At 50.8% G+C, this 13,954-nt stretch carries 9 protein-coding genes; 2 read left to right on the forward strand and 7 right to left on the reverse strand.

Features of this window, described 5'->3' with window-relative positions:
- Nucleotides 1-15 precede the first annotated feature (15 nt).
- A complete protein-coding gene (locus tag D0C16_RS18080; protein WP_151033653.1) occupies nucleotides 16-810 on the forward strand; it encodes a gluconate 5-dehydrogenase in 795 nt (264 codons plus the stop codon).
- A 155-nt stretch (nucleotides 811-965) separates the two neighbouring features.
- Here D0C16_RS18080 and D0C16_RS18085 read toward each other — a convergent pair whose 3' ends face one another.
- The 3 genes from D0C16_RS18085 to D0C16_RS18095 all read right to left on the reverse strand — a co-directional run bounded on the left by D0C16_RS18085 (nucleotide 966) and on the right by D0C16_RS18095 (nucleotide 4,154).
- The gene (locus D0C16_RS18085) at nucleotides 966-1,772 is read right to left on the reverse strand and encodes a hypothetical protein (protein WP_151033654.1); all 807 of its coding nucleotides are present in this window, start codon (nucleotides 1,770-1,772) and stop codon (nucleotides 966-968) included.
- A gap of 221 nt (nucleotides 1,773-1,993) precedes the next feature.
- Nucleotides 1,994-2,590, reverse strand: coding sequence for a DUF2214 family protein (locus tag D0C16_RS18090; RefSeq protein ID WP_151033655.1), 597 nt, complete (start codon nucleotides 2,588-2,590; stop codon nucleotides 1,994-1,996).
- A 472-nt stretch (nucleotides 2,591-3,062) separates the two neighbouring features.
- Nucleotides 3,063-4,154, reverse strand: a complete 1,092-nt coding sequence (locus D0C16_RS18095) for an SUMF1/EgtB/PvdO family nonheme iron enzyme (RefSeq protein WP_151033656.1) — start codon at nucleotides 4,152-4,154, stop codon at nucleotides 3,063-3,065.
- 256 nt (nucleotides 4,155-4,410) lie between these two features.
- Here D0C16_RS18095 and D0C16_RS18100 point away from each other — a divergent pair, with 256 nt between their 5' ends.
- Entirely contained in the window at nucleotides 4,411-6,255 is a 1,845-nt protein-coding gene (locus D0C16_RS18100) for a winged helix-turn-helix domain-containing protein (protein WP_151033657.1), read from the forward strand.
- A 14-nt stretch (nucleotides 6,256-6,269) separates the two neighbouring features.
- On the opposite strand, the gene D0C16_RS18105 is transcribed toward D0C16_RS18100, so the two are convergent.
- From D0C16_RS18105 to galK, 4 genes are all read right to left on the reverse strand, one after another.
- The gene (locus tag D0C16_RS18105) at nucleotides 6,270-8,627 is read right to left on the reverse strand and encodes a glycoside hydrolase family 2 TIM barrel-domain containing protein (RefSeq protein ID WP_151033658.1); all 2,358 of its coding nucleotides are present in this window, start codon (nucleotides 8,625-8,627) and stop codon (nucleotides 6,270-6,272) included.
- 27 nt (nucleotides 8,628-8,654) lie between these two features.
- The gene (locus D0C16_RS18110) at nucleotides 8,655-9,785 is read right to left on the reverse strand and encodes an arabinogalactan endo-1,4-beta-galactosidase (RefSeq protein WP_151033659.1); all 1,131 of its coding nucleotides are present in this window, start codon (nucleotides 9,783-9,785) and stop codon (nucleotides 8,655-8,657) included.
- Between the two features lie 156 nt (nucleotides 9,786-9,941).
- Nucleotides 9,942-12,653 (reverse strand): TonB-dependent receptor, encoded by a 2,712-nt coding sequence (locus D0C16_RS18115; RefSeq protein WP_151033660.1) that lies wholly within the window; start codon nucleotides 12,651-12,653, stop codon nucleotides 9,942-9,944.
- A 130-nt stretch (nucleotides 12,654-12,783) separates the two neighbouring features.
- A complete protein-coding gene (gene galK / locus D0C16_RS18120) occupies nucleotides 12,784-13,938 on the reverse strand; it encodes a galactokinase (RefSeq protein ID WP_151033661.1) in 1,155 nt (384 codons plus the stop codon).
- Between the last annotated feature and the right edge of the window lie 16 nt (nucleotides 13,939-13,954).

Here is a 13,954-nt window from a genome sequence, read left to right on the forward strand (position 1 = left end):
GACCGAGATCACTCTATGACTCATCCCCTTTTTGATTTAACCGGAAAAGTTGCCCTAGTGACTGGCGCAACCCACGGTTTGGGTATGGCGATGGCCGCAGGCCTTGCCAGTGCCGGCGCAAAATTAATTATCAATGGCAATTCTTCGCAAGAAAAAATCGACAACGCGGTTAATGAATATCGCGCAAAAGGTTTTCAAGCCTTTGGTTACAAATTTAACGTAACCGACGAAGACCAGGTAACCGCCGCCGTTGAACAAATTGAACAAGACCACGGCCCCATTGATATTCTGATTAACAACGCCGGCATTATTAAACGCACACCCTTGCTGGAAATGTCGCTGGCGGATTTTGAAGAAGTAATCAAAATCGATTTAACTGGTGTATTTACTATGACGCGCCCGGTTGCGCGCAAAATGGTAGAGCGTCGTCAAGGCAAGATTATTAATATCTGCTCCATGATGAGCGAGTTGGGCCGCAATTCGGTGGGCGCCTACGCTGCTGCCAAAGGCGGTTTGAAAATGCTCACTAAAAATATGGCCACTGAATGGGCCAAATACAATGTGCAAGTAAATGGCATTGGCCCCGGTTATTTCGCTACCAGCCAAACCGAACCCATTCGTGTCGATGGTCACCCGTTCAACGACTTCATCATCAACCGCACTCCCGCCGCCAAATGGGGCGACCCGGATGACCTGCAAGGCGCAACGATTTTCCTTGCATCCAAGGCAAGTGATTTTGTTACCGGGCAAATTGTTTACGTTGATGGTGGTATTCTTGCCACGATTGGCAAACCTTCGAATGAAGTTTAGACGCGACTAAAGATCTATCCACTTTTGCGTTGCAAAAAGCCGCCTCACAAGGGCGGCTTTTTTATTCGCAATACGATTTTAACAATTTTTTAAATGGATAACTTTACTTGTAAAATAAAAAAAATCGCCTCATTCAGAGGCGATTTTTTTAGTGACTAATAAGGCTTTACCGTTATGTCGTAGCTGCCGATATTGTCGTTAAGCTCGGCGGGTGTTTGTTTGTCATTAATTCCAAAAATTAAATCACCAGTGCGATAAGCGGTAAATATTTTATTATCGCCAATCAATACCCAATTACCATCAACGCCAATTTTCACCAGTAGTGCACCCTGCGGCCCACCGGGAAATGTGCAGTGACCTACATTACACGTTGTACCATTACCTTTGGGTGTTGAAATTGGAAAACTCGCATTTGCTGGCCAGGTACTTACTTGCCCAGTTGCGGTGATTAGTACGCGTTGACCTGCCATTAAACGAATACTGGCCTCTCGGTGAACACTATTACCCGGTAGAGTCAGGCTATGAGGCAGGCTTTGATAAATGCGTTGACTTTTCTGAACGCGATAAAACGCATTGCCTTTGTATATCACCGTAGAATCTTTCAAAATGGCGATGCTTAATTCGTTTATTTCTTTGGTGAAAGCCGTACTATTTTGTTTTTTGCAGAGCAGATAGTTGGTGCCGGTTACCGTAGTGCGATATTGATCAGTACACTGACGTAACCAGTTGGTCATATCAATACCGTTGATGCTTGCTACTATTTGGTAGGGGCTGTTGGCAACAAATACTTGCGGTGGCAATTCCTGCGGCAAGCCAAGGGTAATATCAAATTCTTGTACATCCAGATATTCACCGCTTTGAGGATAAATTGGAAGTGGCGGTACTTCTTGTGCAGCCGATTGCAAACTCATTCCCATGCCGATTATCGCACTGGCAACCATAAAAACCTTTTTAAATGTCATATTTATATCCTATTGATTTATAAATGCGGCACACACAATTAAACCAGTAACTCATGAATAGTTGTGCGGCAAAGAGTTTTGCCGTGTTAAGGGCAAAATAATCTTAGCGGCAATTGTTGTTAAACAAAACCTGAATTGATCAACGGCATTTGTGGGCGATGGAGAGCAACAGGAAATGTAATTAATTTAATTACATTTCCTCTCGTAGGGCGGGATACAAATTATTTGGAGTGAGGCGAGCTGAGTGACACTCTCTCTGTGAGTAAGGGCGGTTCTTGTACGCGCAAGCTGTGCATTATTTTGCAGGCAACAATTACCGCCCCTATCACCAGCGCTGCATATACGAGCATTACAAATTCATATTGCGCGGTGTAATTCCAGGGGCGCGCAATTCCAAGGAAACATGCGAACAACCAGGATGTCGATGAGATGGCGCCAGTCGTGGCGATGAGTGACTGCTCTAGCGGCGAGCGACCCAGCAAGCCTGTGTGGGAAACCACGCGCGGAAAACTGAAATAATGCAGTAATAATCCGTTTAAGGTCAGTATCGAGACCACCGTGAATTTGGCCCAGAGTTTGGGATTCATTAAATACTGTTGCGGGTTGTCTAGATAACCAACAATCACTAATGCCAAACCGGTAACCCAAAGTACTACCAGCGCAGCAAACATAATGTCGGCAGCGGTGCGTAGGTCATGTACCATTTTTTCCGGCAGCGGATTACCACGGGTTTTGGCGAGGGCGAGATCCTGCAGTAACAGGATTCCTACAGAGACACAGGCAGCCAGCAAGTGTGCATAGACAAGTAAGGTTTTCATTTTGGTTCCATTTTTTGTTGTAGTGAGCCTGAAATCAACGGGTTAAACGCAAAGCTATAGAGCAACACCAGTCCGGTGCATAAAGCACAGGGTGTGGAAAGTTAGTTGCCGAAACTGGGTTGGGTGTTGTCCACTGAATTTGTGTTGTCGGTTTGGCGCGGGAGAGGAGCGTTAAATACGACAGCTTCAGTTTGTAATTTTGTTCTACTAAAAATGCGTTTTTATGCAATTTTGTCCGGCGATTTTGTATTTTTAAGTCGACGCCGAACTCTGTTGATGTCTTGCCAATCTACCGGGCCTGTCGTGCAAATTCTGTTTTTTGGTTCTCATTTTTTATGGATAAACATACCGGCTTGAGACTTTATGGTTCTAAAAAAGAGGTTTCGCGATAACCCGGAGTGAATAGCCAATCTTTGCATAAGCCCGGTTGATGCCTGATGCATCAACCGGGCTTATGGCGGCCGCCGAATGCTTAAGTCTGCGGTTTGGTTGTTGCAGTTTTATGTTGTTTTTGGCGAGCTTTTGCCAACTCGCGCTCGAACGGATTTTTGTTGGTCAATTTTTTACACGCTGATGAATTGGCCTTCAGGCAGGGGTGGTTGCTACCCAGTTCTTCCACCAAACGGAAGCCCTCGAGGGCACCGATGAAATCGGCTGCGAGGCGACCGCGTTTATTAATTGCAAAGGGCGCCCAATGCCAGGAACCGCCGCGCCACACACGCTGGTTGCATTCGCCATCAGTACGCGCGCTGCCATCGGCATTTTTCTCGGAGAAGCTTGGGTTAAAGCAATCAGCAGTAAACTCGTTGAGGTTGCCGAGCATGTCGTGCAGGCCAAGGGCATTGGCTTTGTGGCTGCCGACGATACTTGCGTAACCCGCACCGTCGTCACAGGTCTGACGTCTCCAACGGCCGGTGTATTCCAGTCCGTCATAATCGCGTTTGACGGCCTCGTTGGCAGAGTGATCGGCAATGTTGGCGTACTGACATGCTTGCTCGGGGTCATCGCCCCAAGGGTAAGTAGACGTAGCTCCGGCACGAGCGGCAAACTCCCATTCCGCTTCGCTGGGTAATCGGTAATGCTTGCCGGTTTCTTTGCTGAGCCATTGGGCATAGGCCTCGGCCGCAGGCCAGCCGATACAGGTCACAGGTCCATACTCCCCGGGGGAGTGTGTATGCTGATTCCAACTGCCGGGGGCCAGTTCAAACCACTTTTTACTCAGCATCTGCCGACACTGGTCGGGCGCCGGATAATTGGTTGCCGCAATGAACCTGGCAAATTCCTTCACTGTTACTTCGTATTTGCCCATACGAAAGGGTTTGATAATGACCGGTTGCGGCGGCGTCATTTCTGGCGCGGCAGAGCTGACAGCAGCGCTGTTGCTCGTGGCGCTGGAGGAATTCGCTTGCGGCAGCGGTAGAATCGGGCTTTGCAGAGTGAGCGTGCCGCCGGGAATATTTACCATCACCGGTTCAATATAGTGTTTTGCCGCGAAGGCCGGCGCACTGAGCAGCAGTGCGAGGGTCAGGCCCGACCAGCGGGATTGCGTAAATCTGTAAATCATAAAAGATCCTTATTGGGGCAACAGGCGAATGAAAGCGTTTTGCTGGGCGTGAGGGGGCGACCAGTGGAGCAATAAAGCACCAGTCCAACGGCTGAAATCTTATGAAATAGTTAATTTTTGGCGTTTATAGAAAATTTATAGATTTTTGAGGGGACGAGGTTGCTGCAATTTGGCCAAGTAAAGGGTCTGAAACGGGTAGACTGCTATAGCAGTCTTCGGACGAACTATTCCCTGCTAATAACAAGATGCCTGTTAGATGGACTACTACTTCCTCGATTTTCAATTCAATAGTCAAACCCTGATTCTGACCCGTGCCGGTGATGATGTTCCCATTCGCAACAATGAGGCGCGGCTGCTGGCATTTTTCCTCTCGGTACCCGAGCAGGTGTTAAGCAAAGACGTCATCCTGGAGCACGTCTGGGTTGGCAAGGTGGTATCGGATCAAGCTGTGTTCCAGGCGATCAGTAATTTGCGCGCGCTTTTTGGCGAGGGGGCGATAAAGACTTTTCCCAAGAAAGGCTACCAATGGCAAATCTCGCTTGGCGCCAACCCGGTGGCGCACACGGAACCGGAGGCGGCGCCGCGACAAACAACGCTAGCACGGCATTTCGTTTGGCGCTGGTCGCTGGCGGCAATCGTACTGGGGTTCACCGGCGCGTTCTTGAGCGGCTTAATTGATCCGACGGGATTTGGCACCAGGCATCCGACCGTTATTCTCGCACCCTTTGCGATGGATTCGAGTCCCGCTAGTGCTCAAGCTGCTCAAGGCTTGCAGCAAATGCTCACGCGCTCTGACGCGGACATTAATATTCGCTTGGCATCTTCACTGGGCAGTCCGGAACAATTACTGGCATCCCCTGAGCATTTTTTTAGTCGCTATCAGCAATCCGGGGAAGCAGATTTGTTGGTTGTCGGTCGTCTCTGGTTACATGGCTCGCAAGTTCATCTCGCTTATTACTTACAGGGCAATGGCTATAAATGGCCGGGTTATATCGCCGCTAATTCGGCCGGGGATGCAGCGCGCCAATTGCAGCAATTGTTAGAAAAACTGGTACCGGTAAAACTGTTGTGGACGAGTAAAGACCGCCGATTGCTCGATGCGCAATTGCAATTACTGCATAACCAATACCCGCAGGATTTAGCAATTCACCATCAGCTCATCGATAACCTTTTGCAGCAGGGCGATAATCAGGCGGCGCTCCTGCAAGCCAAGGAACTGGAGCAAAATGCGAGGACGGCTAACTCGGCTATCTACCAAACGCGCGCGTTGTTAATCCAGGCAAGTGCCAGTTGGGATAACCCGGTGCTGGATCAAAATGTGCAATTAATGGATCGGGCGCTGGCATTGGTAGACGCTGCAGTCGCGCCCTTTTTGCAAAGCGAAGTGCTGCAGTGCTACGCCGGCATTCATTATCAACAAAATAATTTTTCAGTGCTGGAGCAAAAATTATTGCGTGCACTGGAGCAAGCGCAGCTCGCCAATGCGCCCGAACAACAAGCGCAGGTGTTGCGTTCTTTGGCGGTCTTTAGCCATAAATTTAAACAAACTACCAAACGCGATCAGTATCTGGCGCAAGCCAGAGCCATGTTTAATCAGTATGAATTTCCTGCAGAAAGTCAGGCGTTACTGGATGATATCGACGGCATGTTTGCGCAAGACCCGGCGCAGCAAGAATTATTTTATCGCGCCGCGCTTGAACGTTTTAAGCCCGAACAGGACGCCTGGATTAAAGAGCGCGCACAGGAACATTTGGTGAACTTGTTCCTGAGTCAGCAGCGCTGGGATGATGCGTTGAACGTGTTTGCGCAAGAGCAAATTTTATCGGGTGCAGAGCGGGTAATGCAGGCCCGGGTCTATTGGGCGCAACAAAAATTGACGGATGCACAAACCCAGGCAGAAGCGGGTTTTAAGCAGGCCAGTTTATCGGGCGAATATGTCGCTTCATTGGATGCGGCGCTTTTATTATTGCAATTGCATGAAGCGCAGATGCAGCCCGAATTGCAGCAGCAGTACCGGGACTTTATCCAGAAAAACGCCTCGCGTGCCTGGCGCCAATCCAAATTAAAACCGCTTACCGCATTGGGATTGGCGGTGTTGTAAGGGGTTGTTATTGATTAGTGAGCGCTCAATGGCAGCTCTGCTGTCGTGATGGCGTCAGAACTGGCGCTAATGCTGAGGCCAGTCAATTCGCTCCCCACTTCAATCAATGCAACCGCGTAGCCGCCGCTGGTGTTCACACTAGATGGACTCAACAATTTGCCGTCGCCCTTGAGCGAAAAATTCACAGCAATATTATTGGTAGTGGTCGGGTTGTTATTGGCGTCTAGCAATTGCGCGTGTACAAACACAACATCCTTCGCCCCTTTCTGCGGTGCCTTGCCGCTGGTGTCCAGGGTCAGTTTAAGTTTCGCTGGTGTTCCGGGTGTAAACACCTTGTGCTCTGCAACAACTTTATCGCCAATGTAAGCCAGCGCTTTTAATTCACCGGCTTCAAATTTTTCCAGCGCGAAAGTAAATGGCGGATGTTTCAGATTTTTGGTGATCTCGGTGTTTTTATTGTCCGCCGCTAATTGCTTGCCAATTAATTTGCCGTTTAAAAATAATTCAACTGCTTCTGCGTTACTGAAAATGCGTACATCGGTGGTGGATTTTTCAGTCCATTCGTTGGCGATATAGACCATAGGGCCGGAAGAAAATTTATCGGAAACTTCACTCGCGTCGCGCTGGCTTTGGTAGAAGTAGTAGCTATATTTCGGCAGGCGATCGATACTCATAATGCCCGAGCTTTCCAAATCCGGTGCATAGCCTCGATTGTAATCAAACATTACCCAGTAGCCATCGGCAAAGGCCGGGGTGTTGTGATTGTCGTTGTGCGCTTCCTGAATATTAGCGGCTTGTTGCAGTAAACGGGCTTCGCCGTCGCTCAACAACTGGCGGCTGCTGCGGTCGGCTTGCAATAGATTCGCCCAGGCAGTTTGGTTTAAACCGGCGTTCATCGCGTAGTATTCCCAGTCGCCGTATTCGCTCACTATGTAAGGTTTGGTTGGCGTTGTGTAATGTTCCAACCTATGTTGGCGTGCTTGCAAATAAATATCGTAACCATATTCCTGCCAGCCGGCTGACATGGCGCCGGGATATTCCTCGTGAATAATCTTGGTGAGCGAATCAATAAAAGGTTCGCTCATCCAGGATTCATTCAGCGAACACTCCCAGGCCATTACTGACGCGTGGTTGCGATCGCGGCGAATTAAATCGCGGCAGGTCTGTTGGATCTGCGCTTGAAATGCAGGATCTTCCGAGAAATATTGCCAACCCAAAATTGAATCGAGCAATACCAAACCCAATTCATCGGCCGCTGCCATAAAGGCGGGCGAGTGCGGGTAGTGCGATAGGCGCACGTAATCAAACCCGGCGGATTTAATTTTTACGGCATCGCGATAATCCGCTGCATCGGAAGTGGCGTAGCCCACGTAAGGATATTCCTGATGGCGATTTACGCCGCGCAAAAACGTTTTTTCGCCATTGATAAATAATTGATTGTCGACCCATTTAAATTCGCGAATCCCTATGCGTGTACTCTGTTCATCCACTAATGAATCACCGTCATAAACCCGCGTCACCAGTTGATACAGATTTGGCGTTTTAGGTGACCAGAGTTTGGGATTGTTCAACGCCAGCTCGATGGTGTTTTCGCTGTCGCTATTACCTTGAATAGTTTGCAATGGACTGGTTTGATCAACCACCACCTTGTCGCCATCCATTAACCGCTGCACTACGCGAAATTGTTTGGGGTCGATGTGGGAATTCACCAAATGGGTTTGCACGCTGATGCTCGCTTGTTCATTGGTTACTTTGGGGTAGCGAACAAAAATTCCGCCGCTCGCAGTTTTGCCGACGGCAACGGCATCGCTAATATGCAGGTCGTTGTCGATTTGCAGAATCACATGGCGATAGATTCCGCCATAGGTATTAAAATCCAGATCTTTCAGCGGCTTGGGGCCGGTGACAGAATTGTCGCGGTTATCCAAACGCACGACTAATTCGTTCGGTGCATCCCATTTTAATTTTTCGGTAAGCTTGACGCTAAACGGCAAATATCCGCCCACGTGGGTTGTTAATTTTTCACCGTTTAACCAAACCTCGGCCACATTCATCGCCGATTCAAATTTCAGTGAAATGTGTTTTCCTTTGTATTCGGGATCAATGGCGATGGTTTTTTTATACCAGGTATCGCCCTGGAACTGATCATTCACAATCAGCGGTTCTAGCTTGGGGGTGTGTGGTAGCTGAATTTTTTCCCACTGCGTTTGCTGTTGGGCACTGGCGAGATCCAGTATTTTATCGCTGCGGAAAAATTCCCAATTTGCATCGTAATTGCTATCCGCCACGACTTGAGTGGGCGGCTGTGGATTCTGGCTGCAGGCAGCAATAAATCCACACAGGCTGAGCGCGGCTAGTTGTTGTAGTTTCATATCTCTCACTCGTCGGTCAGGTTGATTTTATTTGTAGTCGGCATTGAAAAATAAAAATGCAGGCAATGCATTGTTATGGCGCGTGGCGTCAAAGAAACTGGCATTTTCCCAATGCGAGCCTCTGGCCCAAAGGGTTTTGCAACGAGTGCTTACCCAGGCCGGCTCCCAATAGATAACGCCCAGGCCACCCGCTTTTTTAACTAATTGTGTGAGCGTAAGCAGATACATCAACTGGCCTTTGGCTGTGGCCGGGAAATTGGGCTGCAGCGCTTTTTTATTGAGCACGTTGCCAGCCCTGTCAAAATTTTTCAGCGTCCAAGGGTAGGCCGTTTCTACAATCATGACGTCTTTTTGATAGGTGGATTTTAATTCCCGAATGGCGTCGGGCAATTGCGGCAATTTGTATTCCGACCATTGTGGGTAATAGGACAAGCCAATAATATCGAAGTCGGTAACACCATTTTCTTTGGCTTGTTTAAACCACCAGAGCGCGTTTTCCGGCTGGGCGATATGTAAAACGATTTCAATTTTCTTGCCGCCTTTTTTCACCGCAGCGGCGCTGTAGTCGCGCACGGCTTGGATGCCGCTATTAAATAGCAGCGCATTGCGCTGCCAATTGGGAATGCCGTGCACCAGTGTTTTTTCCGGCTGCAAAATTTCAATATTGGTTTCATTGCCGACTTGCACCATGTCCGGTAGCAGACCTTTTTTATCCAGGGCGGCGAGTGTTTCGGTGGTGTAATCGTAGAGCGTTTTGGCTAATTCATTGGCGTCGGTGATCTGCGCCCAGGCCTTGGGAATAAATTGTTTTTCCGGATCAGTCCAGCTATCGGAATAATGAAAATCCAGCAGGGTTTTCATCTGGTTGTCTTTGGCGCGTTGCAGGGTTTTGCTCACATCGTCCAGATCGGAATAGTTAGTCCAGTCAGCGTTGTGCCACAATCGCACGCGCACCAGTTGCGCGCCTTTTTGGGCGAAAAGCGCAAAGGGATCGACCTTCTTACCTTGCTCGCGGTAAGTTGCACCGCAGGCTTCCATTTCATTGACGTAGGATAAATCGGCGCCGGTATAAAAGCGTTGTTCGGCGATTACTGATTGACCGAACAAAAAAATCACGGCGGCAGCGAGCCAGATTTTTTTGTACACCAGGTACTTCATGCCATTGCCTCAATCATTGTTGTTGTTACTCAGGGTGCCTAATTATGGTTGGCTCTCGCGTAGTTTGCGCAGGCGCGGAAAAAAAGCGGCTGCCGAAGCAGCCGCAAATAAGGAGAGATAGTCCACAATAAAAAAGTAAAAACGTGCTGGATGCGATTACAGCTTCCAGTTCAAACCAATTGAGTAACGCGTACCAAACTCTTCGTACTTGTTGATATGCGCCGGGTTGTTGGATTCCAGGCCGTAGGTTTTGTAAGGCTCGTTGGTCAGGTTTTGCACCTGGAATGACACCTTGTAGTGGTCGTTGAATTCATAGGACAAACTCAAATCCCAATAACCTTCGGCATCGTTCATACCCTCTTCGCCCATTACCAGGTTGATGTCGCGCTGGAATGCGCTGCGGTAGCTGTACGAGGTGCGCGCTTCAAACCCGTTCAGGTAATACCAGAGGGTGAAGTTGGCAACATCTTCCGACAACCCGGTCAGCTGGGCTTTGTAGTCGCTGTACAGGGGTACAAATTGTTCAACGTTGGATTCGTTGTGCGAGTAGTTGGTGTAAACACCCAAACCGTTAAACGGCGCGGGCAAGAAATCAAACGATTGTTGCCACAGCAATTCGTAACCGCGGATATAACCGCCGCTGCCGTTGATGGGGCGCGATACTTTGTATTCTTTGCCATTGCTCACCACCGTGTCGGCATCGGCCGCGCGGGCGATAAAGCTTTCCAGGTCTTTGTAGAACAGGTTGACGGCTACCTGTGAACCCTCCGCGTAGTACCACTCGTAGGCCAGGTCAGCTTGATCGGCGCGGAATGGGTCCAGAGTTGGGTTGCCAGAGGTGGATTCGCCCGGGTTGGAGCCCCACAGATCCTGGTTCAGGTTGAGACTAGGGCTCATCATGTTGACCGGCGCGCGCGCCATGGTTTTGCCGGCGGCGAAGCGAAGCAAATGTTCGTCGGTAATCCCCAGGGTCCAGTTGGTGCTTGGCAATACATCGTTGTAATCGTGATCGACAGAAATAGCCTCCACGACTTGCTGTGGCTGCCAGTTGCCGGGCGTGACTTCTACCCAAACATCCTCACCTTGCTGATAGCCGCTGGAGGTAGTCTCGGTATCTACGTTGCGCATGCCGATATTACCGGTCAGTGACATACCGGCGATTTCAGTCGCCATGTCCACTTGGATGTACTGGGCGAAGATGTCTTCACTTACGTCCCAACTGGCGATCAGGTCGTCGGCATCGCCCGGGCTTGGGTTTTTCAGGCTGCCGAAGTAGTGGCTGATGAGCGCGCTGCGATCCAGGCTCAGGTAGTCAGGCAAGTCGCTCCAGTAGCTTGAGCTCTTGGCGTTGATAACGGCATTGCCCGGAATAGTGCTGCCTGCATTCTGGGTAACGCTTTGGGTCCAGATTTGACTGTGCTCAAACTTATCGCGGCTGGAGCTGGCCAGACCGACTTTTACCGCCTGCAGAATGCCCACTTCGAGATCGCGCTGTACATCCAGTTTGAACGAGGTCAGCTTATCGCCGCCTTCCGCTTCTGGTTGCACCTGGATGTCGCCAATACTGTTGCTGGCCAAATCGGTCAGGTCGGCATCCAGCAGTTTGAAGGTCATGCGGCCATCGTCGTTTGCTCCGAAGCTAGCGCGACCGGGGTTGTTGATGGTGCTGCGAATCGACGCCCAGCGCTTGTCGCGACTGGTTTCAGACACGCCCACGTCAGCGGCGACGGTCCAGAGGTCTTGCGTCCACTTTACATTCAGGCCGTGGCTGGTGAGCTCATCGTCTTGTACATATTCTTCGTTCAGGTTGCGCAGGCTGCTCAGGCCTACGGTACCGGCGAGCAGATCAACCGCGTTAGCGCCCAAGTCAGTGTTGGTGTAAGCCGTGGGCGTGGTTTCGAGCAGATCCCATTGGTTGGCGTAGGCGTTGCTGATTTGGAAGTCAAAGCCACGCTGTTGTTCGGCAATATCAAACGCAGACCAGAAACCGTCATAGGCAATTTCCAGGTTTTCGGTAGGCTTCCACTGGATGGCACCCATCACACCTTTACGCTCGTCTTCACCGCCGCGTACCAGGGCTGAACCACCCCAGGGGGCAATAACATTGGCGCCGAGTTTGTCGTTCCACTGGGTGTTGTGCCAGGTATCGCCGTAATTCCACAGCTCCGCGCGCTGGGTGGCGATAGGCTCGGAACGGCCTGAGTAGCCAATGGCTACGCCCAGGGTGTCATCGAGGAATTGGTCGATGTAGGAAATGCTGAAACGCTTGCCGATACCGTCGCTCGCCGCGTCATCAATGTCTTTGCCCAAATCGAAAGAGCTGGCGCGCACGTCCACCACAACCTTGGTTTCGTTGTAATCCAACGGCTTGATGGTGTTCAGGTTAACGCTGCCGGATACGCCGCCTTCAGCGATAGACGCTTGCGGGGTTTTGTAGACTTGCGCGGCATTGATCAGTTCAGAGGGGAACTGGTCGTAACGGATATTACGGGTCTCTTCCAGAATCGCCACTTCGCGGCCATTCAGGGTGGTAAAGCCGAGCATTCCGCCCATGCCGCGGATTGAGATCTGGCTGCCGTTCCCGCGATCGCGATCTTGCGCGAGGCCGGGCAGGCGCTTTAATGAATCGCTGATGGAAACATCGGGCAATTGGCCAATGTCTTCCGCAGAAATGGCTTCAACAACGGTGGCGGAGTTGCGCTTGATATCCATCGCCGATTGCAAACTCTTGGCGAACTTGCCGGTGACAACCACCTCTTCCACCAGGCCGTCTTCACTTTGTTGTGTCTGGGCTATGGCCATACCGCTGATCAGGCTTAACGCCAGAAACAGGGGGGTATGACGCAGGTTGATGCTTGAGTGTTTCATTCTCTCTTCCTCGTACTGTTATAGTTATTGATAATAAAATATCATTTATATGATTATTAAATCGGCGCCAAGTGTCAATGGCTTAACCCTTGTTCAGGTAAAAAAATCGCGTGAAAAGATTCTTAACAGACTAGCCGCTAAATGCGCCGGCACTCGCTTTTGCGGGAATAAGCGTCGGTGTGCACCCGGTTTCCTGTTGGTAGCGTTGATTCACGGCATCCATCAGCTGGGGGATAACACCAGCGGGTGCGACTGCTACTACGCAGCCGCCGAAGCCGCCGCCAGTCATGCGCACGCCGGCCTGACCGGCACCGGCGTCGCCAATTATCTCCACCAGTCGGTCTATGGCGGGGGTGGTGATATTGAAGTCGTCGCGCATGGAGTTGTGTGATTCACCCATCACGCGTACCAGGGTTTGCAAGTCTCCACGGGCGAGCGCTTCGGCGGCAATCAGGGTGCGAGCATTTTCGGTGAGTACATGGCGCGCGCGGCGGAAGCTGAGGTCGTCGAGCTGGCCTTCAGCAGCCAGTAATTCACTCAGGTTAACGGCGCGCAGGGAGCCTTGGTCAAAGTAGCTGGCCGCCTGTTCGCATTGCTGGCGACGCTGGTTGTATTCGCTGTCGACCAAGCCGCGTTTGACGCCGCTGTGGACGATCAGTATTTCCCAGTCGGAAGGCATAGTTACGGCGCGCGTGGAGAGATCCTGACAGTCAATCAACAGGGCGCTGTTGGTCGCGCCACGCGCTGAAATCAGCTGATCCATAATCCCGCAGTTGCAGCCGACAAACTGGTTTTCTGCCGCTTGGCCAAGCAGTGCAGCCTGGGTTGGGTCGATAGTCTCACCGCTCAAACTTAACAGGGCGCGAATTACGGCCATTTCCAGCGAGGCCGAGCTGCTCAGGCCAGCGCCTGCGGGCAAGTCACCGGCAACATACAAATCGCCACCGGCGAGCGTGAAGCCGGCGCGGCAGAGTTGTTGCACCACGCCGCGAATATAGTTGGACCAGCTGTGTTGCCCGTCTTCCTGTTGGGCTTCGGTGAGTGGAATCTCTACCTCCGCATTGCCAAAGTTCCAGGCGATAACACGTAAGACTCGGTCTGTACGAGGGCGCAGGGCAATATAGGTGTGATAGTTGATCGCGGCGGGCAGCACAAAACCGCCGTTGTAATCGGTGTGCTCACCTATCAGGTTGACGCGACCGGGCGCCTTTACCAATGTCTGGGGCTGGCTGCCGAAAAACTCGCCAAAAAGTTCGCTCACACGTGCTGCAGAAAGGGTGTTCATGGCTTTGTTACCTATC

Source organism: Cellvibrio sp. KY-GH-1 (assembly GCF_008806975.1).
GTDB lineage: Bacteria > Pseudomonadota > Gammaproteobacteria > Pseudomonadales > Cellvibrionaceae > Cellvibrio.

Coding starts and splice junctions, on each gene's coding strand:
- D0C16_RS18080 (WP_151033653.1), top strand. CDS start 16: ATGACTCATCCCCTTTTTGATTTAACCGGAAAAGTTGCCCTAGTGACT.
- D0C16_RS18085 (WP_151033654.1), bottom strand. CDS start 1,772: ATGACATTTAAAAAGGTTTTTATGGTTGCCAGTGCGATAATCGGCATG.
- D0C16_RS18090 (WP_151033655.1), bottom strand. CDS start 2,590: ATGAAAACCTTACTTGTCTATGCACACTTGCTGGCTGCCTGTGTCTCT.
- D0C16_RS18095 (WP_151033656.1), bottom strand. CDS start 4,154: ATGATTTACAGATTTACGCAATCCCGCTGGTCGGGCCTGACCCTCGCA.
- D0C16_RS18100 (WP_151033657.1), top strand. CDS start 4,411: ATGGACTACTACTTCCTCGATTTTCAATTCAATAGTCAAACCCTGATT.
- D0C16_RS18105 (WP_151033658.1), bottom strand. CDS start 8,627: ATGAAACTACAACAACTAGCCGCGCTCAGCCTGTGTGGATTTATTGCT.
- D0C16_RS18110 (WP_151033659.1), bottom strand. CDS start 9,785: ATGAAGTACCTGGTGTACAAAAAAATCTGGCTCGCTGCCGCCGTGATT.
- D0C16_RS18115 (WP_151033660.1), bottom strand. CDS start 12,653: ATGAAACACTCAAGCATCAACCTGCGTCATACCCCCCTGTTTCTGGCG.
- galK (WP_151033661.1), bottom strand. CDS start 13,938: ATGAACACCCTTTCTGCAGCACGTGTGAGCGAACTTTTTGGCGAGTTT.